The 19,373-nt window shown below is 67.4% G+C and carries 18 protein-coding genes and 1 riboswitch; of the genes, 3 read left to right on the forward strand and 15 right to left on the reverse strand.

Going from position 1 to position 19,373, the window contains the following annotated elements; genetic code table 11:
* Nucleotides 1-28: 28 nt before the first annotated feature.
* The 9 genes from thiE to hisG all read right to left on the reverse strand — a co-directional run bounded on the left by thiE (nt 29) and on the right by hisG (nt 9,508).
* Nucleotides 29-688 (reverse strand): thiamine phosphate synthase, encoded by a 660-nt coding sequence (gene thiE, locus DEIPR_RS10525; RefSeq protein WP_041222958.1) that lies wholly within the window; start codon nt 686-688, stop codon nt 29-31.
* A gap of 76 nt (nt 689-764) precedes the next feature.
* A complete protein-coding gene (thiC, locus tag DEIPR_RS10530) occupies nt 765-2,552 on the reverse strand; it encodes a phosphomethylpyrimidine synthase ThiC (protein WP_013622940.1) in 1,788 nt (595 codons plus the stop codon).
* Between the two features lie 90 nt (nt 2,553-2,642).
* Nucleotides 2,643-2,762, reverse strand: a riboswitch (TPP riboswitch).
* Nucleotides 2,763-3,268: 506 nt separating this feature from the next.
* Nucleotides 3,269-3,901, reverse strand: coding sequence for a bifunctional phosphoribosyl-AMP cyclohydrolase/phosphoribosyl-ATP diphosphatase HisIE (hisIE, locus tag DEIPR_RS10535; RefSeq protein ID WP_013622941.1), 633 nt, complete (start codon nt 3,899-3,901; stop codon nt 3,269-3,271).
* Complete coding sequence (gene hisF, locus DEIPR_RS10540) at nt 3,898-4,728, reverse strand: imidazole glycerol phosphate synthase subunit HisF (protein WP_013622942.1); 831 nt, start codon at nt 4,726-4,728, stop codon at nt 3,898-3,900. The genes hisIE and hisF overlap by 4 nt, the downstream gene beginning before the upstream one ends.
* Nucleotides 4,725-5,492: a 1-(5-phosphoribosyl)-5-[(5-phosphoribosylamino)methylideneamino]imidazole-4-carboxamide isomerase gene (locus DEIPR_RS10545; protein ID WP_013622943.1), complete on the reverse strand. Its 768-nt coding sequence runs from the start codon at nt 5,490-5,492 to the stop codon at nt 4,725-4,727. Before DEIPR_RS10545 ends, hisF begins: the two co-directional genes overlap by 4 nt.
* On the reverse strand, nt 5,486-6,112 hold the full coding sequence (hisH, locus tag DEIPR_RS10550) for an imidazole glycerol phosphate synthase subunit HisH (protein ID WP_013622944.1): 627 nt from the start codon (nt 6,110-6,112) through the stop codon (nt 5,486-5,488). Before hisH ends, DEIPR_RS10545 begins: the two co-directional genes overlap by 7 nt.
* On the reverse strand, nt 6,112-7,245 hold the full coding sequence (gene hisB, locus DEIPR_RS10555) for a bifunctional histidinol-phosphatase/imidazoleglycerol-phosphate dehydratase HisB (protein WP_013622945.1): 1,134 nt from the start codon (nt 7,243-7,245) through the stop codon (nt 6,112-6,114). Before hisB ends, hisH begins: the two co-directional genes overlap by 1 nt.
* Nucleotides 7,242-8,564 (reverse strand): histidinol dehydrogenase, encoded by a 1,323-nt coding sequence (gene hisD / locus DEIPR_RS10560; RefSeq protein ID WP_013622946.1) that lies wholly within the window; start codon nt 8,562-8,564, stop codon nt 7,242-7,244. Before hisD ends, hisB begins: the two co-directional genes overlap by 4 nt.
* A 29-nt stretch (nt 8,565-8,593) precedes the next feature.
* On the reverse strand, nt 8,594-9,508 hold the full coding sequence (gene hisG / locus DEIPR_RS10565) for an ATP phosphoribosyltransferase (RefSeq protein ID WP_013622947.1): 915 nt from the start codon (nt 9,506-9,508) through the stop codon (nt 8,594-8,596).
* 264 nt (nt 9,509-9,772) lie between these two features.
* Here hisG and argF point away from each other — a divergent pair, with 264 nt between their 5' ends.
* Nucleotides 9,773-10,831, forward strand: coding sequence for an ornithine carbamoyltransferase (gene argF, locus DEIPR_RS10570; RefSeq protein ID WP_013622948.1), 1,059 nt, complete (start codon nt 9,773-9,775; stop codon nt 10,829-10,831).
* Here argF and DEIPR_RS10575 read toward each other — a convergent pair.
* Nucleotides 10,803-11,513, reverse strand: coding sequence for a PIG-L deacetylase family protein (locus DEIPR_RS10575; protein WP_013622949.1), 711 nt, complete (start codon nt 11,511-11,513; stop codon nt 10,803-10,805). The genes argF and DEIPR_RS10575 overlap by 29 nt on opposite strands.
* On the reverse strand, nt 11,504-13,747 hold the full coding sequence (locus DEIPR_RS14345) for an acyl-CoA dehydrogenase family protein (RefSeq protein ID WP_013622950.1): 2,244 nt from the start codon (nt 13,745-13,747) through the stop codon (nt 11,504-11,506). Before DEIPR_RS14345 ends, DEIPR_RS10575 begins: the two co-directional genes overlap by 10 nt.
* A gap of 122 nt (nt 13,748-13,869) precedes the next feature.
* On the opposite strand from DEIPR_RS14345, the gene DEIPR_RS10585 reads away from it, so the two are divergent.
* Nucleotides 13,870-14,955, forward strand: a complete 1,086-nt coding sequence (locus DEIPR_RS10585) for a Gfo/Idh/MocA family protein (RefSeq protein WP_013622951.1) — start codon at nt 13,870-13,872, stop codon at nt 14,953-14,955.
* Between the two features lie 22 nt (nt 14,956-14,977).
* Here the strand turns inward: DEIPR_RS10585 and DEIPR_RS10590 are convergent, their stop codons facing one another.
* Entirely contained in the window at nt 14,978-15,529 is a 552-nt protein-coding gene (locus DEIPR_RS10590) for a lytic transglycosylase domain-containing protein (protein ID WP_013622952.1), read from the reverse strand.
* A gap of 92 nt (nt 15,530-15,621) precedes the next feature.
* Between DEIPR_RS10590 and moaD the strand changes: the two genes are divergently transcribed.
* Nucleotides 15,622-16,335 (forward strand): molybdopterin converting factor subunit 1, encoded by a 714-nt coding sequence (gene moaD / locus DEIPR_RS10595; RefSeq protein WP_013622953.1) that lies wholly within the window; start codon nt 15,622-15,624, stop codon nt 16,333-16,335.
* 57 nt (nt 16,336-16,392) lie between these two features.
* Here the strand turns inward: moaD and DEIPR_RS10600 are convergent, their stop codons facing one another.
* From DEIPR_RS10600 to DEIPR_RS10610, 3 genes are all read right to left on the reverse strand, one after another.
* A complete protein-coding gene (locus DEIPR_RS10600) occupies nt 16,393-17,382 on the reverse strand; it encodes a bile acid:sodium symporter family protein (RefSeq protein WP_013622954.1) in 990 nt (329 codons plus the stop codon).
* A gap of 285 nt (nt 17,383-17,667) precedes the next feature.
* Nucleotides 17,668-18,368 (reverse strand): IS1 family transposase gene (locus tag DEIPR_RS10605; RefSeq protein ID WP_148231767.1). Its coding sequence is split into 2 segments (ribosomal slippage): nt 17,668-18,134 and nt 18,134-18,368, totalling 702 coding nucleotides; the frame shifts between segments, so codons are not numbered across the junction.
* A gap of 94 nt (nt 18,369-18,462) precedes the next feature.
* Nucleotides 18,463-18,987, reverse strand: a complete 525-nt coding sequence (locus tag DEIPR_RS10610; protein WP_013622955.1) for a hypothetical protein — start codon at nt 18,985-18,987, stop codon at nt 18,463-18,465.
* Nucleotides 18,988-19,373: the final 386 nt, after the last annotated feature.

The raw sequence follows: 19,373 nt of genomic DNA on the forward strand, positions 1-19,373 counted from the left end.
AGGTCGAAGAGTCTAAAGGTCGAAGGGTCTAAGTAGGTTCTCCTAGACCTTTCGACCCTTGGACCCTTAGACAGCTCCTCAGCTCCGCCGCCGCCGCCGCTGGGTCCGCCGCGTCCAGCACCGCCCGCACCACCGCCACGCGCCGCGCTCCAGCGTCCAGGGCGGCGTGAATGGTCTGCACGTCTATCCCGCCGATGGCGTACCAGGGGCAAGCGGGCTGCATGGCCGCCACGGCGCGGATATAGTCCAGCCCCACCGCCGCTCGCCCAGGCTTGGTGGGGGTGGCGTGGACAGGACCGCAGGCGAAGTAGGCGGGGGCTTCGGCCAAGGCGGCGGCGGCCTGCTCGGGCGCGTGGGTAGAGCGGCCTATCAGCAGCGACAGGGCGAGTGCGCGTGCCCAGCGCACGGGGAGGTCGTTCTGACCCAGATGCACCCCGTCAGCTCCAGCAGCCAGGGCCACGTCTACCCGGTCATTCACGAAAAAGGGCACCTGATGGGCGTGGGCCAGGTCACGCACTTTTTCCGCCAGTGCGATGTAAGGTCGCGCCTCACCGTACCGCGAGTCATCAGCCTTGCAGCGCAGTTGCAGCGTGTCCACCCCGCCGTCCAGCGCCGCGCCGATACGGGCCAGAAACTCAGCCTCGCTCTGCCCAGGTCGTGGCGTGGCGACGAGGTAGAGGTAGCCCAACTGCTGGCAGAGGGCAGAGGGCAGAGGGCTGGTTTGAACCGCTCTTTGCTCTCTACTCTCCGCTCTTTGCTGTGATTCAGTCATCTGCTCCCGCCTCTGCGGGCACGTAAAGCTCGCCCCCGCCTGCCCTGAACTCCTGCGCCTTTTGCTCCAGCCCTTCTTCCATAAACGCCCGCAGGTCGCCCGCCAGGTCCTGGCTCAGCTTCATCGAGCAGAACTGCGGCCCGCACATCGAGCAGAAATGCGCGGTCTTGGCGGCCTCGGCGGGCAGGGTTTCATCGTGGAAGGCGCGGGCTTTTTCGGGGTCGAGGCTGAGGTTGAACTGGTCTTCCCAGCGGAACTCGAAACGGGCCTTGCTGATGGCGTTGTCGCGGACCTGCGCCCCTGGAAAGCCCTTGGCGAGGTCGGCGGCGTGCGCGGCCAGCTTGTAGGTCACCACGCCCTCGCGGACATCGTCACGGTCGGGCAGGCCCAGGTGCTCTTTGGGGGTCACGTAGCACAGCATGGCGGTGCCGTGCCAGGCGATTTGCGCCGCCCCAATCGCGCTGGTGATGTGGTCATAGCCGGGCGCGATGTCGGTGGTGAGCGGCCCCAGTGTGTAGAAGGGCGCTTCCAGGCAAGCTTCCAACTCGCGGGTCATGTTCTCGCGTATCAGGTGCAGCGGCACATGCCCCGGCCCCTCAATCATGGTCTGGATGCCTTCTTCCCAGGCCACGCGGGTCAGCTCGCCCAAGGTCTCCAGCTCAGCAAACTGCGCGGCGTCGTTGGCGTCCTCGATACTGCCGGGGCGCAGGCCGTCGCCTAGGCTGAAGGTCACATCGTACTCGCGCATAATTTCGCAGATATCGCGGAAGTGGGTGTACAGGAAGTTCTCACGGTGGTGGGCCAGGCACCAGCGCGCCAGAATGGATCCGCCCCGCGACACGATGCCCGTGCGCCGCCGCGCCGTCAGCGGCAGATGCGGCAGCCGCACGCCCGCATGAATGGTGAAGTAGTCCACGCCCTGCTCGGCCTGCTCAATCAGGGTTTCGCGGTAGATGTCCCAGGTGAGGTCTTCGGCCACCCCGCCCACCTTTTCCAGCGCCTGATAAATCGGCACCGTCCCGATGGGCACAGGGCTGTTGCGGAGAATCCATTCGCGCGTCTGGTGAATCTGCGGGCCAGTCGAAAGGTCCATCACGGTGTCCGCGCCCCAGCGGGTGGCCCAGACCAGTTTTTCCACCTCGTCCACGATGGAAGCCCGCACCACCGAATTGCCGATGTTGGCGTTGATTTTGACCCGAAAACCGCGCCCAATAATCATCGGTTCCAGTTCGGTATGCATTACGTTGGCAGGAATAACTGCCCGCCCACGCGCCACTTCCGCGCGCACGTATTCGGGGGTGAGTTCACGCGGCATCGGAAACCCAAAGCTCAGCCCCGCATGCTGGTGCGTGAGACCTGTTTCCTGCGACTGGCGCAGATTTTCGCGCAGCGCGACAAATTCCATTTCGGGGGTGATTTCGCCAGCGCGGGCCGCCTGCATCTGCGTGCGCCCACGGGGCCGCGCCCAGGTCCGCACGGGTGCAAGGCCGCGTTCCAGGTCAATCTGCGCGTCGGCGTCGGTGTACGGTCCGCTCGAATCGTACACGAAGATGTCGGGATTGGGCACCGAACGGGTCAGTGGGCCTACCTGCTCCAGCGTGGGCGACTGCGCGATAACCCGCACCGGTACGCGGATTTTCGGTTGCTGCGGGTGGGTCAGGTAAGCTTTGCGGCTGCCCGCAAACGGCCCCAGCGTCAGCCCGCCGAGGTCACGCGCCGCGTCCTTTTTGCCGAAAGCGTTCCGGTCCAGCGGGGCTGGCTTGTTGGATGTAGCGGTCATCTCTCCTCCATGCCTGAACGGGAGAGAAGGCAGGTCGCCGCGCCGCAAAAGAACGCCGCCCACACACTGCAGGCCGCGCTTTCGTTGTCGCTGCTTTGTCCATCACATTCCCTCCGCTGGTGCTAACCAGTTCAGGTTCAATGGGTTGGACACTGCAGCCCCCTCTGGGCCGGGTCCTCTCAGCCGGTATCGGCACCCCAAGTGATGCGGGCAGTGTGACATGCCGGGAGAGCAGTGGTCAAGCGGCCGACAACTCGGAACATAAAGGGAACTTCATGAGGACCGATAAGCGAACTCCTGTGACTCTACTGCAAGCTCTTAATCCCTAAAATGCGTCCAGCAGTGTCTTTGGCTCTACAGGGTGCTGCCGGCTCCTGGATACGGCAGCAACTTTGTCAGAAAGATGTCAGCTTTCCCACGTTGCAAAAAAGCTTTTCCTTTATGCTGTCTCCACCTTCAATCAGCCCAGTTTCAGTTGGTCAGCCAGAGGAGATGCTCATGTGGAGAAGAATCAAAAGCCTATTTTTTGCACGGCCTGTACGCACCGCTGCCCCGGCGTCCTCCTCCTGCCCCGCGAGGTACGCTGCTGCGCCTGTCACCGAGCATGACCTGCTGCGCGCTTTCGGCTGCGACATATAATTTCTGTCTGTCCCGGCAAGGCGCCCCCACCTGCTTCTCCGCTGTGGGGGCGCCTGACTTCACCGGCAAAGTCTGCGTCAGTGGGAACGCCCGTGCAGCACGGCCAGCACATCTGCCAACCGCAGGCCGCGCAGGGCCAGCACCACCAGCAGGTGATAGAGCAGGTCGGCGGCCTCACCCGCCAACTCCTCGTCACTTTGCGCCAGAGCGGCCAGGGCCACTTCCACTCCTTCCTCGCCTACCTTCTGGGCCGCGCGGCGCGGTTCGCCCTGCAGGAGCCGGGCGGTGTAGCTCGCCTGCGGGTCGGCGTCCCGGCGGCCCTGCACAGTGCGTTCCAGGCGGCCCAGCATTTCCAGTGCAGGCGGCTGCACGCTAAAGCAGCTGACGGCCCCGGTGTGGCAGGTCGGTCCCTGTGGGCGGGTCAGGACCAACAGTGCGTCGCTGTCGCAGTCGGTGCTTAGGCGGACCAGCTGCAAGGTGTGGCCGGAACTTTCACCTTTGGTCCACAGGCGCCCCTTGGACCGGCTGTAAAAGGTGACCAGGCCACGCTCCTGCGTGCGCTCAAGCGCTTCTTCGTTCATATAGCCCAGCATCAGCACCTGCGCGGTGTCGGCGTCTTGCACGATGCAGGGCAGCAGGCCGTCCATCTTGGCGAAATCCAGAGTCGTGGGGTCCAGCGGCCCCTGCGGTGATGTCTCAGCGTCGGTCATGTGGGTTCGTTTCCTTTCGGGCTGGGGTCGGCGGTGTACACCGGGCGAATGGGTACGCCCTGGCGGGTCAGTTCGGCTTTCAGGTCGGGCAGTTCAAGCAGGCCCTTGTGGAAGACGGAAGCGGCCAGCGCCCCGTCCACTCCGGCCTGCTGGAAGACAGCGGTGAAGTGCTCCTTGGCCCCCGCCCCGCCCGAAGCGATGAGCGGGACTGGGCAGACGGCGCGCACGGCGGCCAGCTGGGCCACGTCGTAGCCCTGGCGCACGCCGTCGCGGTTCATGCAGTTCAGCACGATTTCGCCGGCGCCGCGCCGCACGGCTTCCCGAACCCAGTCCAGTGTCTCCCAGCCGGTCTCACGGGTGCGGGCCTCGTCGCCGGTGAACTGGTAGACGCGGTATTTGCCGGCCTTGTCCTGAAACGAATCCACGCCGACCACCACACACTGCTGCCCGAACTCGGCCACCAGCTCTTCAATCAGCTCGGGGCGCTCCAGAGCGGGCGAGTTCACCGAAATCTTGTCGGCGCCCCGGCTGAGCACCTCGCGGGCCTGCCCCACACTGCGGATGCCGCCTGCCACACAAAAGGGAATGTCAATCACGCGGGCAATGTCCGACACCCACTCTTTGCCCACCGTGCGCCCGTCGCTGGACGCGGTGATGTCGTAAAAGACCAGCTCGTCGGCCCCGGCTGCGGCGTAGCGGCGGGCCAGCGCCACCGGGTCGCCCACCACCTCGTGCGCCCGGAACTGCACGCCCTTGACCACCTGCCCACCTTTCACGTCCAGGCAGGGGATGATGCGGCGGGTCAGGTCCGAAACAGGTGCAGTCATGGTTGGGCCTCCTGAGGTGTGGGGGTACCCTCCCAGACCGCCTGGGCCTGCGGCAGGGTGAATTGGCCGGTCAGCAGGGCTTTGCCCAGAATCACGCCCGCGACTCCGGCGCGGCGCAGAGCGGCGATGTCGTCCAGGCTGGACACGCCGCCCGACGCCTGCCAGCGCAGCTGCGGGTACTCGCTGACCAGGGCGGTGTACAGCGCAGTGTTGGGGCCGCTCAGGGTGCCGTCGCGCGAGATGTCGGTGCAGAGGATGTGCCGGGGCTGGGCACCCAGACCGGTCAGCTCGGCCAGGAAGCTGTCCAGGCTGCGCTCCGAGCCGGCCTGCCAGCCGTGGGTCAGCAGGGTGCGGCGGCCGCCGGCTTCCAGGCGCAGGTCCAGCGCCAGCGTCAGCTGCTCGGGACCGAACTCGCGCAGCCACGCGGCGGCCTGGGCAGGGTCGGCAATCGCGGCGCTGCCGACCACGACGCGGGCCACGCCGCTGTCCAGCAAGCGGGCAATGTCGTCCGTGGTGCGGATTCCGCCGCCCACCTGAAGCGGGAGCGTCAGCCCGTGTCCCAGCCGGGAAAGCAGCGTCAGCTGCCGCCGCGCCGGGTCGCGGGCCCCATCCAGGTCCACCAGGTGCAGCAGCCCCGCGCCCGCCGCCTGGTAGGCCAGGGCCAGCGGCAAGGGGTCGGGGGCGAACACCGTTTTCTGGGCAAAGTCGCCCTGGTACAGCCGCACCACCTCGCCGCCCAGCAGGTCCAGCGCCGGAATCAGCATCTGCCCGCCTCCAGTTCCAGAAAGTTACGCAGCAGCCGCGCCCCGGCCGGGCCGGAGCGTTCAGGGTGAAACTGCGCGCCGTAAAAGTTGCCCTGCGCGAGCACGGCGCTGAAAGGCTGGCCGTAGGTGGTCTGCGCCAGGGTGGCCGGGCCGCGCGGCACCGCGTAGCCGTGCACGTAGTACACGTAGGCCCCGTCCAGGCCCGCCAGCAGGGGAGAGGGCTGCCCCACCTCCAGCCGGTTCCACCCCATGTGCGGCAGACTCAGGCCGTCCGCTTCCATGCGCCGGGTGGCCGCGTCCACCACGCCCAGGCAGCGCTGATTCTGTCCGCCCTGCGCCGATTCCTCCGATTCACGGGTCAGCAGCTGCATGCCCAGGCAGATGCCCAGTACCGGCTGCCTCAGCGAGCGCAGCACCTGCGGCAGGCCGAGGCGTTCCAGTTCGCGCATGGCGGCGCCCGCCGTGCCCACGCCCGGCAGCAGCACCCGCTCGGCGGCCCGCAGTTCGGCCGGGTCGGCGGTGACCAGCGGCTGTACGCCCAGGCGCCCAAAGGCGAACACCACCGAAGCGAGATTGGCGCAGCGGGTGTCCACAATCGCCAGCGAACCCGGAGCCGCCATCACAGCACCCCCTTGCTGCTGGGGAGCTGGTGGCCCTCGCGGCGGATGCACTGGCGCAGCGCCCGCCCGAACACCTTGAACAGGCTTTCCACCTGGTGGTGGGCGTTGCCACTGTGCGTCACGCTCAGGTGCAGGGTGGCGCCCAGCGTCTGCGCCAGGCTCTGAAAAAAGTGCTCGACCAGGCTGGTGTCCAGCTCCCCGACTTTTTCGCGGGTAAATTCGGCGCTGAACACGAGATACGGCCGGCCCGACAGGTCCAGGGCACACTCGGCCCGCACCTCGTCCATCGGCAGCACGAAGTGGCTGGTTTCCTGCTCGGGAGCGGTTGGCGGCTCCTGGCTGCGGTCATGCCCGAACCGCCCGATGCCCCGCTTGTCGCCCAGCGCTTCCCGCAGCGCCTGCCCCAGCGCCAGCGCGGTGTCTTCTAACGTGTGGTGCTCGTCGATGTGCAGGTCGCCGGTGACCGCGACGTCCAGCGCGAAGCCGCCGTGGGTGGCGATCTGGTCCAGCATGTGGTCGAAGAACCCCACGCCGGTCTGGATACGGCCAGGACCGCTGCGGTCCAGGTTCACCCGAATGGTCACGTCGGTCTCGCGGGTGGTGCGCCGCACCTCGGCGGTGCGTTCGCGGTCCAGTAGCCTCGCGGCGATGGCGGGCCAGTCAAGTCCTCCGTCCGCGCCCCCCCGGCGGTAGAGAATGCCCTCGGTGCCCATATTGGCAGCCAGCTCCAGGTCCGTCTCGCGGTCCCCGATGACATAGGAACGCTGCGGGTCGAAGCGGCGCTCCCGCAGTTCATCCAGCACCAGGCCTACCCTGGGTTTGCGGCAGTCGCAGCCGTCTTCGGGAAAGTGCGGGCAGATGTATACGGCGTCAAAAGTCACGCCCTGGGACGCGAAAATGTCCAGCATCATCCGCTGCGGTGCCTCGAAACTTTCAAGTTGAAAGCTGGGCGTACCCAGGCCGTCTTGGTTGGATACCATCACCAGCCGGAAGCCGGCGGCCTGCAGGTCGCGCAGCGCCGGAATGACCAGCGGTTCCAGCTCCAGCTTGTCCAGCGCATCCAGCTGCTTGTCGGTGGGCGGTTCCAGCACCAGCGTGCCGTCACGGTCAATAAAAAGGGTGGGCTGATTCATGCATTTTCTCCTGGGATGTGGTTCAGGCGCACTTCGGCGGCGCGGGCGTGGGCTTCCAGGCCTTCTTCGCGCGCCAGGGCGGTCACGGTGGGGGCCAGCGCCTCCAGGCCGGCGGCCGTCACGGTCTGCACGGTGTAGCGGCGGTAGAAGTCGGCCAGGCCCAGGCTGGAAAAGGCCCGCGCCGCGCCGTAGGTGGGCAGCACATGGTTGGTGCCGGTGGCGTAGTCCCCGCCCGCTTCTGGGGTCAGGTGCCCGGCGAACACCGAGCCGGCGCGGATGCGGCCGCTCAGGGCCTGCGGGTCGGTCACCTGCAGGCTGAGGTGCTCGGGGGCGTACTCGTCCGCCACCTGCACGGCTTCGTCCAGGCTGGCGGTCAGAATCAGGCGGCTCCGGGCCAGGGCGCGGGCCGCGGTGTCCTGCCGGGGGAGGGTGGCCAGTTGCCGGGCCAGTTCACGGCGCACCGCTTCCAGCACGCGGCGCTCGGGGCTGACCAGCACCACCTGCGAATCGGGGCCGTGCTCGGCCTGGGACAGCAGGTCGGCGGCAGCCCAGGCGGCCTGGGCGCTGGCATCGGCCACCACCAGCAGCTCGGAGGGGCCGGCGGGCATGTCTATGGCGGGGCCGCCCGCTTCAGCGCTTGCCAGGGTTTTGGCCGCCGTCACGTAGGCGTTGCCAGGCCCGAAAATCTTGTCAGCGCGGGGCACGCTGGCCGTGCCGTAGGCCAGCGCGGCGACCGCCTGCGCTCCGCCCAGGCGCACGACATCGGTCACGCCCACTTTCAGAGCGGCGTAACAGACGGCCGGAGAGAGCATGCCCTGGGCGTCCGGTGGGCTGCACAGCACTGTCCGTTCGCAGCCTGCCAGCGCCGCCGGCACCCCCAGCATCAGCACAGTCGAGGGCAGCACGGCACTCCCGCCCGGCACATACAGGCCCACCGTGCGAATAGGTGCCCAGCGCAGTTCACAGCGGACGCCCGGCGCGGTGTCCACGCTGACAGGCTGCGGCTGCTGCGCGGCGTGAAAGGCATGGATGTTGCGCTGGGCGCTGTCAATGGCGCGGCGAACGGTGCGGTCCACCTGCGCGGCCTGGGTTTCCACCTGCTCGCGGCTCAGCAGGGGCGAGTCCAGCTGAACGCGGTCGTACTGCGCAGTCAGCCGCAGCAGGGCGCGGTCACCTTCCTCGCGGACCTGCCGCAGAATATCCCGCACCCGGGCGGTGATTTCGGCGTCGGCGCTCTGGGCGGGGCGGCGCAGCAGCTCGCGGCGGGCCTGGGTGTCCAGCTCGGCCCAGACGCTGATAGGGGGAATGCGGTCGGTCATGTCTTTTCCTTCCTCGGACGAGGGGCGGGTCACAGCATCTTCTCGATGGGCAGCACCAGGATGTTGGAGCAGCCCAGTTCGCGCAAATCTTCCATCGTCTCCCAGAACAGGTTCTCGGTGCTTACTGCGTGGACCGCCACTTCGGCGTCGGTGTGGCCCAGGCGCAGCACGGTGGGGTGTGCGGCAGGCAGCAGGGCCGTCACCTCTTCCAGGCGGCCTACCGGGGCGTGCAGCATGATGTATTTGCTTTCGCGGGCCTGCTGCACCCCGTCCAGCCGGCGCAGCAGCCGCTCCAGCGTGGCTTGCTGACCTGCGTCCAGCGCACCGGGGCGGGCAATCAGCTGGGCCTGCGAGCGGAAAATCACCTCGCGTTCGCGCAGGCCGTTGGCTTCCAGGGTGCCCCCGGTGCTGACCAGGTCGCAGATGGCGTCGGCCAGTCCGGCGCGGGGCGCCACCTCCACGGAGCCCGTGAGCATCACCGGTGTGGCCTGAATGCCTTCACGCTTCAGCCAGCTTCGCAGAAGGTAGGGGTAGGAGGTGGCGATGCGTTTGCCGTCCAGCGGCGCAGCGCGGTCCTCCTCGGCGCGGCCTGCGATGCTCAGGCGGCAGTGCCCGAAGTCCAGGGGGCGCAGCAGCCGGTATTCGGCAGGGCTGCCTGCCACCTCGCGCTCCAGCCGCGCTTCTTCCAACACGTTCTCGCCCACCACACCCAGGTCGGCGGCGCCGTCCATGACCAGGCCCGGAATGTCGTCGTCGCGCACGCGCAGCAGGTCCAGCGGCCAGTCCTCGGCGTGGGCCATCAGCCGCGCTTCGTGCAGGTTGAAGCGGACGCCACAGGCCCGCAGCAGCTTGAGGGTATCGTCGCTCAGACGGCCGGATTTCTGCATGGCGATTTTCAGGCGGGGCAGACGGCCGGAGTCCGGGAAGGGAGGAAGCTGAGTCATGTGCGGTCCCACTGCAGAACTCCCCCGGAGAACCGCTGTGGTGGCTTCCGGGGGAGTTCTGCGCTTTAGAGAAGTGGAAGGCACCATCAAGTTGCCACCTTCCCACTTCGGGGACGTGGCTAACTCACGTGATGGTGCGAGAAAACGTACATCTGTTGCGTCAGCTTATGCTTCGTGTCGCTCACTTGTCAATCGGCGGTCCCGCCCCCGGCCGGCGGACGAGGTGCGGGTTGCTCATCCGGCCGCCGTATGTATAATCTTGCAATGACCGATGCGGTGAAGACCTCTTCTCTTTATGGACGCCATCTGCTGAGCCTGCTGGACTGGAGTGCCGAGGACATCCTGGGCGTGCTGGACCTGGCCGCCCAGCTGAAAGGGGCCCGCCGAGAAAGGCAGGAATATCCCAATCTGCACGGCCGCAACCTGGCGATGATTTTCGAGAAGGGGTCTACCCGTACCCGCAGCGCCTTTGAGCTGGGAATGCTGGACCAGGGCGGGCACGCGGTATATCTGGACAGTCAGGGTTCGCATATTTACAGCAAAGAATCCAATAAAGATACAGCGCGGGTGCTGGGCCGGATGTACGACGGCATCATGTACCGGGGCCGGCTGCAGCGCACCGTGCAGGAGTTGGCAGACCACGCCGGGGTGCCGGTCTACAACGCGCTCACCGACGACTTTCACCCCACCCAGATGTTCGCGGACATGCTGACCATGCTGGAGCACAGACCCGGCCCGGCCGGCGACATCGCCTATGCTTACCTGGGGGACGCCCGTAACAACATGGGCAATTCGCTGCTGCTGCTGGGGGCCAAGCTGGGTATGGACGTGCGGATTGCCGCGCCCCGTGACCTGTGGCCCGAAGACGCCCACGTGGCCCGCTGCCGCGAGTTTGCCACGCAGAGCGGCGCCCGCCTGACCCTGACCGAGGACGTGGCGGAGGCGGTGCGCGGCGCCGACTTTATCCACACCGACGTGTGGGTCAGTATGGGCGAGCCGGTGGAAACCTGGGGCGAACGCATCGGGCGGCTGCTGCCCTATCAGGTGAACAGCGCCGTGATGGCTGCCGCGCAGAACCCGGACGTCCGGTTCATGCACTGCCTGCCGGCCTTTCACAACGCCGCCACCCGCCTGGGCGCCGAGCTGATGCGCCAGCATCCGCACCTGTCGGGCGGCCTGGAAGTGACCGACGAGGTGTTCGAGTCGCCGGCCAGCGTGGTGTTCGACCAGTCGGAAAACCGGCTCCACACCATCAAGGCGCTGCTGGTGGCGACCCTCTGCCCGCAGCCACGGGTCAGGCTGGACGCGGGTCCGCCGGCCTGAAATAGAGCTCCGGCCCGGCCACGGCGCGGGCCACCATCTCCGGCGCCAGCGTGAAGCCGCCGGGGTCGTCGGTGATGGCGCCCAGCTGCGTGGCGTGCGCGGCGATGGCGGCCGCTTTGCAGGCGGCGTAGGGCCCGGTGGCAAAGGTGAGTGCGGTCGCCTCGGCAGCAGCAGGCCAGTCCGGTTCCGCGCCGCGCTCGGTCAGCCACACCGAGTAGCCCAGCACTGCTGCGTCCGTCGCTGCACAGACCGGCGCCCAGGCGGCCCGGTGGTCAGGATGCGGGTCACGGCGCCAGGGCAGCAGCACCAGCGCGGGCGGGGACGCCGTGAACGCCCGCTGCACGGCCTGCGTCACTGCCGGCGCGGGCACGCCGGCCAGTGCTCCGTCCGGAAAGCCCAGCGCCCGCGTCCTTTCCGGCGGCACGCCCAGCGTTGCCAGCCCGGTGCGCCACTCGTCCAGCCGGGTGGCTGCCAGCCGCTCGCGGGGGTATTCCCGCGAATCCGGGTGCGAGAATCCGCCGTCGGTCAGCAGCAGTGCCCAGACTTCCGTGCCCAGGTTGCTCAGGGCGGCGAGGAGGGCGCCGCAGCCCAGCGCCTCGTCGTCCGGGTGGGGGGCCACCACCCAGACCGGGCCGGGCAGGCGGGCCGGGTCTAGCGCGGCCGGGCTGGCCTTCAGCTCCATCCGCCAAACCCCTCAGCCAAAGTCGCGGCTCCCACCTGCAGACGGGCCGCGTCGGGGGCCGGCTGGCGCAGGTAGTGGCGCAGGTCGCGGATCAGCCGCTCCGGGTCGTGGGGAGCCAGGAGGCCGCGTGCGCCCACGGCTCGCTCGGCGGCCTCGCAGGCGCGCAGGCAGGCGTCTTCAGCCACCACTCGGCACAGGGCCACATAGTCCAGTGCTCCTGCTCCTTGCCGGGCCAGCCACCGCTCGCCCTCCAGCACCGTTTGCCAGGCGGCCTCCACGCCGGCCGCCGCCTCGGCAAAGCGCAGGCGCTGCACGTCGTCTTCGTGGCGGCCCAGCCGGGCCAGTACCCCGCGGGCAGCGGCCAGGACCGCTTCGGCCCCGCCCAGCTGCGCGGCCAGAAACCGCAGGGCCCCGCCGCTGAAGTCCGGCTGCTGGTAATAGTCGCCGCCCACTCCCACCTCGCTGCCGGGTGGCAAGCTCAGGCCGCTCAACTCGGCCCGCGCACTCACGCTGGCCCGCATGCCCAGCGGCTGCCAGAAGGCGTGGTCAAAGCGCTCCGGCGGGAGCGGAGCCGGGGCCAGCAGCATCAGCCGGCCTTCCTCTGTTTCGGCGGGGAGCAGCGGCCGGACAAACTGCGCGCCCGACGTAAAGGTCTTGTTGCCCTCCAGCTGCCAGCCGTCCGGGGTGCGCTGCGCCCGCAGGCCCGCGCCCTCCTCGGTGTTCCACACGCCCAGCACCGCGCCGCTGGCGGCCGCCTCGGCCAGCTGCCGCGCTGTGCCGTAGCGCTCCAGGAGTCCCAGGGCGTTCAGGTGACCCTCGTACAGCCGCGCCACCGGCAGGCTGAGGCGCCCCACCGCCCGCAGCAGTTCCAGCAGTTCAGGGCCGCGTAGGCTGTAGCCCAGGCCGCCCGGCAGCCCCGCCCGCAGCAGTCCATGTCGCCGCAGGGCCGCGAACGACTCGGCAGGAAAGCCCCCGTCGGCGTGGCGCAGCGGGGCCTCGGCCAGGATGGTGGGGGCAGCCAGCGCCAGCCGGTCCAGCACTGCTCCCAGCGTGAGCGGTTCGCTGGGCGGCGGCGGAGCCTGCGCCGGGAGCTCCCCGCTTTCCCAGCGCTGCACCTCACGCAGCGCGGCGGCCAGGGAAGGGTCGGCGGCGCGTCCACCCGCCTGGTCCGCCGTACCGGGGTAGTCCAGCAGGCCGTTGGGACAGTGGCGGTCGTCTGCCCAGCCGGGATGGTTCACCACCGGATAAAGGCACACGCCCAGCACCGGTACGCCCTGTGCCCGCGCCGTGAGCGCCTCGTAGGCCACCCAGCGCAGCCAGGCCGCCCGCGCCGGCCCTTCGGTGCCGGTTTCGGTCAGCAGCAGCGGCAAGCCGTAGCGCCCGTGTACTTCGGCCAGCAGCTCATGCAGGGGCCGGTACTCGGGGTCGGCCGGCTCCAGCACCCGCCTGCGCCCGTGCTGCGGGTGGTGCACCCACTGGTTGACCGGGTAGTAGTTCATGCCCAGGGCATCGACCAGGTCCGGCGAGCCGCCCAGCTCGGGGTACAGCCGGCCCAGCAGCATGTCCAGCGCCTCGAACTGCGAAGCGTGAAAGCCGTCGGCGTCCGCCCATTCCTGTGGGCGCTGCGGGTCGCGGTGCACGGTAATCAGCGGCTCGGCCAGCAGAAATCTCACCTGCGGCAGCACTTCACGCAGCGCCCGCATGGCGGCAATGGCGGCGCCGGCCAGCTGGCGTTTCAGCTCGTGTCCGCGCCCGTGGGCGAACGGGGCAAAGTCTCCCACCTCGCCGCCCGCCCAGGCGAAAAAGGAAATTTCGTTGACCGGGCACACCCACAGCGGGCCTGTGGTGTGCCGCGCCAGAAACTCGCCCGCCGCCCGCGCGTAGGCCGCAAAGGCCGGGGCAAATTCGGGCGAGTAGGGGTCCAGAAAGTCCGGGTAACCGTAGTGCAGCAGGTCCCAGGCCACCTGCACCCCGCTCTCCTGAGCGGCCTGCACCTGAGCTTCCGCCGAGCTGAAGTCGTACTCGCCGGGCCGCCGCTCAATCAGCGCCCAGCGCAGGCCGTCGCGCACGGTGCTCAGGCCCAGGCTCTGCAGGGCCGCGTAATCCTGGGCGGCCAGCCGGTCGTGGGCGGTGGCGTCAATCACGTCTACCCGCCGCCCGGAGCGCAGGCGGTGGGTGCTGCACTCGAACCCGCCCATCCAGAAAGAGGCGAAAGGGGAAGAGGGTCTATTCACCTTCCCACCATGCGCCTCCCTGTGCTCAGGCGGATGAAGCTTCGCCCTACACGGGACTTTTCTCAAGGGAATGTCAATGAAACTGGGCCGGGCACGCGGCCCGCCGCCCCTAGGCTGGTTTCATGACTGCATCCAGCCAACCGCAGCCAGGCCGCGTCGGGTACGCCATCGTGGGCGTGGGCCAGCTGACCAAGGACGAACTGATTCCCGCCGTGCGCGAAAGCGAGCACGCTTACCTGGCCGCCTTGGTGACGGGCGCCGAGGACAAGCCGGAAGTCTCCGGCATCTCGCCGCTACGCCCGGAAGACATCTACGCCTACGAGGACTTCGGGAAGCTGGCCGACCGGGACGATGTTCAGGCGGTGTACATCGTGCTGCCCAACGCCCTGCACCGCGAGTACGTGGAGCAGGCCGCCCGCATGGGCAAACATGTGCTGTGCGAAAAGCCGCTGGCAAGCACGCCCGAGGACGCGGAAGCGATGGTGCAGGCCTGCCGCGACGCCGGTGTGCTGCTGATGACGGCCTACCGCTGTCAGTACACCCCCGAGCACTGGGCGGTGCGTGACGCGGTGCAGTCGGGGCAGCTGGGGCCGGTGCGGCTGCTGAACCTGGTCCACTCGCATGTGGAAGAGGACCGGGGCGCCTGGCGGCTGGACCGCAAGCTGGCCGGCGGCGGCCCGCTGCCCGATATCGGGCTGTACTGCCTGAATACGGCGCGCTTCGTGCTGGGTCGGGAACCGCAGTGGGTGGAGGCGGCCCTCGACCAGCCGCAGGACGACCCCCGCTTCCGCGAGGTGGAGCGCAGCGTCAGCTTTCGCCTGGGCTTTGCGGGCGGCGTGCTGGCCGACTGTCAGGCCAGCTACGCGGCGCTCGACGTGAACGCCCTGCGTGTGCTGGGCGAGCAGGGGCGCGCAGCGATGGACCCGGCTTTCCAGTACAGCGACCTCTGCCTGACCGTGACCACCGCAGAGGGCCGTCAGCAACCGGACTTCCCCGCATACGATCAGTTCTCGCTGGAAATGGACCACTTCGCCGCCTGCATCCGCAGTGGGGCGCAGCCCTGGACCCCCGGTGAGGAGGGCCTGCAGGACCAGCGCCTGATGGCGGCCATCTACGAGGCGGCCCGCACGGGGAAACGGGTCACGCTGGACGCGCCGGAAGGCCGCGACGTGTTCCGGGGCACACCGCCCCAGGTGCCGGGCCGCTAGGACGCGGAATAACCCTCTTCGCTCAGCCGAAGGAGCGGTACATCCGCACGATGTTGTTCACGTAGTTGCGGGTCTCCGTAATTTCAGGCACGCAGCCGCAGGCGGCCACCCGGCCGGGGCCGGCGTTGTAGGCGGCCAGCGCCAGCTCGATGCGCCCGAAGCGCTGGTACTGCTGGCGCAGGTAGCGGGCCGTGCCCCACAGGTTCTGCTGGGCGTTGTAGGGGTTGACCCCCAGGCCGCGGGCGGTGGCAGGCATCAGCTGACCCAGGCCCACGGCGCCGGCGTGCGAAATGGCGTTCTGGCAAAAGCCCGACTCGTGCCACACCAGGGAAAACAGCAGCGTTGCGGGGACGCCTTCGGCCTGGGCATACTGCCGCAGCCAAGTGGAATACTCCTGTGGAATCAGAATCTGCCGGCGACCGGCGCTGTACACCAGTTGCCCGCGTTCGTGTGGAGCGCAGGAGTTCCAGCCGCGCTGCACCGGGGCCACCTGGCCCGGCGTGGTCGCCGTCTGGGCCTGGGCGCCGCCGAGGGCCACCAGGCCCGCCGTCAACAGTCCAACCATCCATCTCATGCTGCCTTTATACAAAGGGGGGCCGCACGACTCTGTCACAGGTCTGTTTGGCGTTACAGGTTGTGGGGCCTGCGCCCCCTACAATGCCTGCCATGACCACGCCACTGACCGTTCAGGTGCTGCTGTTCGCCCATCTCAGCCGCCAGGTGCCGCAGCCCGAGTTCAGCGTGCAGCTGCCGGCCGGAGCCACCGTGCGCGACCTGGCGCGGCAGCTGCAAGAGCAGCATGGCCTGGACCTGAGCGGCTGTATGGCCGCCGTGAATGAGAACTACGCCGCGCCCAGCACTGCCCTGCAGGCCGGGGACGAGGTGGCATTCCTGCCGCCCGTGGCCGGCGGCTCAGGCGAGCCGGATTCCGGCCCGCTGACGTTTGCCGAGGTGACTGCCGAGCCGCTAAGCCTGCAGGCGGCCGAGCAGTTTCTGGTGCGTCCCCGCTACGGCGCGCAGAGCTACTTCGTGGGCACGGTGCGCTCGCCCAACCGGGGCCAGGCCGTAACCCTGATCGAGTACGAGGCGTACGCCAGCATGGCGCAGAAGGTGCTGCATGAGGCCGCCGCCCAGGCCCGCCAGCGCTTCGGCGGCGAGGACGGTGACCTGGCCGTGTACCTGGTTCACCGCGTGGGCCGCCTGCAACCGGCCGAGGCCAGCATTGTGATTGGAGTGGGGAGCCCCCACCGCCGCGCCGCCCTGGAAGCCACCGACTGGCTGATTGAGCATGTCAAGGCCGTGATTCCAGTGTGGAAGCTCGAAGAGCTGGAGGACGGGCAGCGCTGGGTGGAAGGGGTGAGCCCGGCAGAAACCCTGTAAACGGAAACCCTGTAAGCAGGGCCTTGTGAGGGGCGTGCGGCCAGCGGCTGCTCCGGTCTAAATCCGCTGCGTCCCGCCTGGGCGTCGTTCCTCCGGCAGCGGCTGGCGTGCAAAGCTGGCAGCCAGCACCGCTCCCGAGAGGTTGTGCCACACCGCTGCTACAGCGGCAGGCAGAGCGGCCAGCGGCGAGAAGTGCAGCGTGGACAGCGAGGCGGCCAGGCCTGAGTTCTGCATTCCTACCTCGAACGCCAGCGTACGCTGCGCGGCGGCATTCAGGCCCATCATCCGGCCTACCAGGTAGCCCAGCAGCAGACCCAGGCCGTTGTGCAGGACCACCGCGACCAGCACCAGCAGGCCCGCCGCCGCCAGCCGCTCGGCCGAACCGCCCACAATCACCGCCACAATCAGACTGATGGCCGCTGTAGACAGCCAGGGCAGCAGCGGCTGCACTGCTGTGGTGCCCCGCGCAAAGAACACCCGCACCGTCACACCCAGAACGACCGGCAGCAGTACCGTCTTGAGGATAGAAACCATCAGGGTGGTGAACCCCACCTCGGTCGCCTCGCCCATCAGCCACAGTGTCAGCAGCGGGGTCATCAGGGGCGCCAGCAGGGTCGAAGCCGTGGTCAGCGACACCGACAGGGCCACGTCGCCGCGGGCCAGGTAGGTCACCACGTTGGACGCCGTGCCTCCGGGGACACAGCCCAGCAGAATCACCCCAGCGGCCAGTTCGGGGGGCAGGTTCAGCGCCCGCGCTACGGCCCAGGCCAGCAGCGGCATGATGACGTACTGGGCCGCCACCCCGGCCGCGACAATCAGCGGCTGCCGGGCAATGCGGGCAAAGTCCGGCAGTGTGAGCGTAGCTCCCATAAAAAACATGATCAGTCCCAGGCCCCAGGGAATCAGCGGAGCCAGCGGCCTGAAGGTGCCTGGCAGCAGGTAGCCCAGCAGCCCGCTGAGCAGCACCAGGACCGGAAACAACGTGACGGCCAGCCGCTGGGCGCGGTCCGGTGCGGAGGCGCTCGGCTGATCTGCAGGCAGCGTCATACGCCGACTCCCCGGCCAGGGTGCGGAAGCCTGCAAGTAGAAGTAGGAACGGACAGAGTTTGGTCCAGGGTCATGGTCGCCTCCAGTCTTGTATCTCCCGTCAGTGTAAGTGTTGGGAAGACTATGCGTGCGTTATGCAGAGACCGGAACAGAGCAACCGTTTGGAATGGCTGGGCGACAATCAGCTGACAGATGCAGAGAGACTGCAGCCTGACTCCAGCAGCATGGCATGAGCTCAGAAACGGCTGTGAAACCAGAGCCAAGAAAAGGCCGGTAGTGGCTGCATCAACGTGACAAGTTGTATCGGTGGAAGGCCAGAGTCAGGCTGGCTTCGAGCATTTCGTCCGTCTTCGAGAAAGACAACGACTTACGAACAAGCCGACCCAGCCGCTGTCTCAGCGTGCAGTTCAATCGTTCGACATGATTCGTTTCTCCCTTCCGGGTTAGCCGCTTTACCCCCAAGAGCGGTTCATCGTAGGCTCGCCACAGATCGGTGCAAAACGTCCCTTTCAGTCGCTGCTCAAGGGACAATGGTAAGCGTTCCCAGAGCTTGAACGCTGTTTGCTCACTGCGGTCACCCAATACCCAGGCCAGCACCCTGCGGGTGCTGCGCTCCAGGGCAATCCAGATCCACCTCGTCTGTTTTTTCTTGGCAACGAAGGTCCACATTTCATCCAGCTCAATGACCACTTCTTCTGGAGGTGTCATGCAGACTGTACCAGTCTGCATCACTTCACGGGCCCCTTTTTTATCCACCGGATCACGGTGTTGCGGTGAACACCAAAGACGCGCTGTACTCCTCTCAGACTCATCCGCTCGTGGACAGCATCAAGAATTTGTTGCCGGGTCGCTTCACTGTGCGCTATAGGGCGGGCCTCCGGGTGGAAACGACGGCCACAACCCTTACATAAGTAGGTCTGGGTGCCATTTTTGGCCTTCCCATTTTTGACAGTGTGTGTGCTTTGACAGGCTGGGCACTCCGGCATCCTGTCAGTAGATCACGTTGGTACAGCCACTACCAAAAGGCCCCCCGGGTAGACCGGAGGGCACGGTTCTGAACGCTGGGCCTAAGCGTAGAGCTTAGTAGCGGGTGATCTTGGTGGCGGTGATGGTGTTGGTGGCGCTGTCGATCTCGCCTTCCACGGCGATGTCCTGGCCCATACGGTCTTCGCCGTAGAAGCCGTCCACGTCCCAGGCCTGGTCGCCGTCCATGTACTGCGTGTTGTCGTTCACGATGACGGTGTAGCTCTTGTCGCCTTCCATCATGGTGAAGGTGCGGCCGGTAGCGTCCCAGCTTTCCACCTTGCCTTCGATGCCGTCGCCGGCGGCCATATCGACTTCGTCGGCCACGTTGGCGTTGTCGTCGTTGGCCATGGTGCCGCTGACGGTGGCGTCGCTGGCCATGTCTTCGGTCATGGTGGTGCTGCTGTCAGTGCTGGTCACCGTTTCGGTGCTGGTATCGCTGGCGACTTCAGTGGTGGTGTCGCTCGCCACGGCGGTGGTGGTTTCCTCGGTGGTGGTGGTGCTCGTGGTGGTCTTGGTGTCGGTGGGCGAGCAGGCCATCAGGGCGGTGCTGGCCATCATCATCAGAAAAATCTTCTTCATGGCGCATATCTTGCTGCCTCACTCTCTGAGCAACATGAGAAAAATTGCAGCCGAATTCGCCTGCATAACAGATGTGAAGCGAGAAGGTCACAAAGTCCCACTTACATAAGTTTTGGAAGCTTAATTGTCGCCAATGCGAAAGCGCGGTGGCTGACGCTCCCTTGACATAACGTTCATTTTTGGGATACTACGTGCCGCAGGTCCCCTCTTGCCTTCCGAGTACGGCTGGCCTGGGAGGCTGGTCCAGCGACCGCAAACAGGAGACGGGGGCCAGCCTCCCAATATGTAAACCAGTATGTAAATACGGGTATGGGGAGGACCAGAAACGCGCCCTGGCCGCACTGCAGTACTGGCGCCGCAAGAGAGTTCCGGGCACCTCCCCGTGG

The sequence above is a fragment of the Deinococcus proteolyticus MRP genome, assembly GCF_000190555.1.
In the GTDB taxonomy this organism is placed as follows: domain Bacteria; phylum Deinococcota; class Deinococci; order Deinococcales; family Deinococcaceae; genus Deinococcus; species Deinococcus proteolyticus.

What these genes read in the sequence shown, in the direction of transcription:
- thiC (WP_013622940.1), bottom strand. Translation starts at nt 2,552, where the DNA reads ATGACCGCTACATCCAACAAGCCAGCCCCGCTGGACCGGAACGCTTTC.
- hisIE (WP_013622941.1), bottom strand. Translation starts at nt 3,901, where the DNA reads ATGACCGACGCTGAGACATCACCGCAGGGGCCGCTGGACCCCACGACT.
- hisF (WP_013622942.1), bottom strand. Translation starts at nt 4,728, where the DNA reads ATGACTGCACCTGTTTCGGACCTGACCCGCCGCATCATCCCCTGCCTG.
- DEIPR_RS10545 (WP_013622943.1), bottom strand. Translation starts at nt 5,492, where the DNA reads ATGCTGATTCCGGCGCTGGACCTGCTGGGCGGCGAGGTGGTGCGGCTG.
- hisH (WP_013622944.1), bottom strand. Translation starts at nt 6,112, where the DNA reads ATGGCGGCTCCGGGTTCGCTGGCGATTGTGGACACCCGCTGCGCCAAT.
- hisB (WP_013622945.1), bottom strand. Translation starts at nt 7,245, where the DNA reads ATGAATCAGCCCACCCTTTTTATTGACCGTGACGGCACGCTGGTGCTG.
- hisD (WP_013622946.1), bottom strand. Translation starts at nt 8,564, where the DNA reads ATGACCGACCGCATTCCCCCTATCAGCGTCTGGGCCGAGCTGGACACC.
- hisG (WP_013622947.1), bottom strand. Translation starts at nt 9,508, where the DNA reads ATGACTCAGCTTCCTCCCTTCCCGGACTCCGGCCGTCTGCCCCGCCTG.
- argF (WP_013622948.1), top strand. Translation starts at nt 9,773, where the DNA reads ATGACCGATGCGGTGAAGACCTCTTCTCTTTATGGACGCCATCTGCTG.
- DEIPR_RS10575 (WP_013622949.1), bottom strand. Translation starts at nt 11,513, where the DNA reads ATGGAGCTGAAGGCCAGCCCGGCCGCGCTAGACCCGGCCCGCCTGCCC.
- DEIPR_RS10585 (WP_013622951.1), top strand. Translation starts at nt 13,870, where the DNA reads ATGACTGCATCCAGCCAACCGCAGCCAGGCCGCGTCGGGTACGCCATC.
- DEIPR_RS10590 (WP_013622952.1), bottom strand. Translation starts at nt 15,529, where the DNA reads ATGAGATGGATGGTTGGACTGTTGACGGCGGGCCTGGTGGCCCTCGGC.
- moaD (WP_013622953.1), top strand. Translation starts at nt 15,622, where the DNA reads ATGACCACGCCACTGACCGTTCAGGTGCTGCTGTTCGCCCATCTCAGC.
- DEIPR_RS10600 (WP_013622954.1), bottom strand. Translation starts at nt 17,382, where the DNA reads ATGACGCTGCCTGCAGATCAGCCGAGCGCCTCCGCACCGGACCGCGCC.
- DEIPR_RS10610 (WP_013622955.1), bottom strand. Translation starts at nt 18,987, where the DNA reads ATGAAGAAGATTTTTCTGATGATGATGGCCAGCACCGCCCTGATGGCC.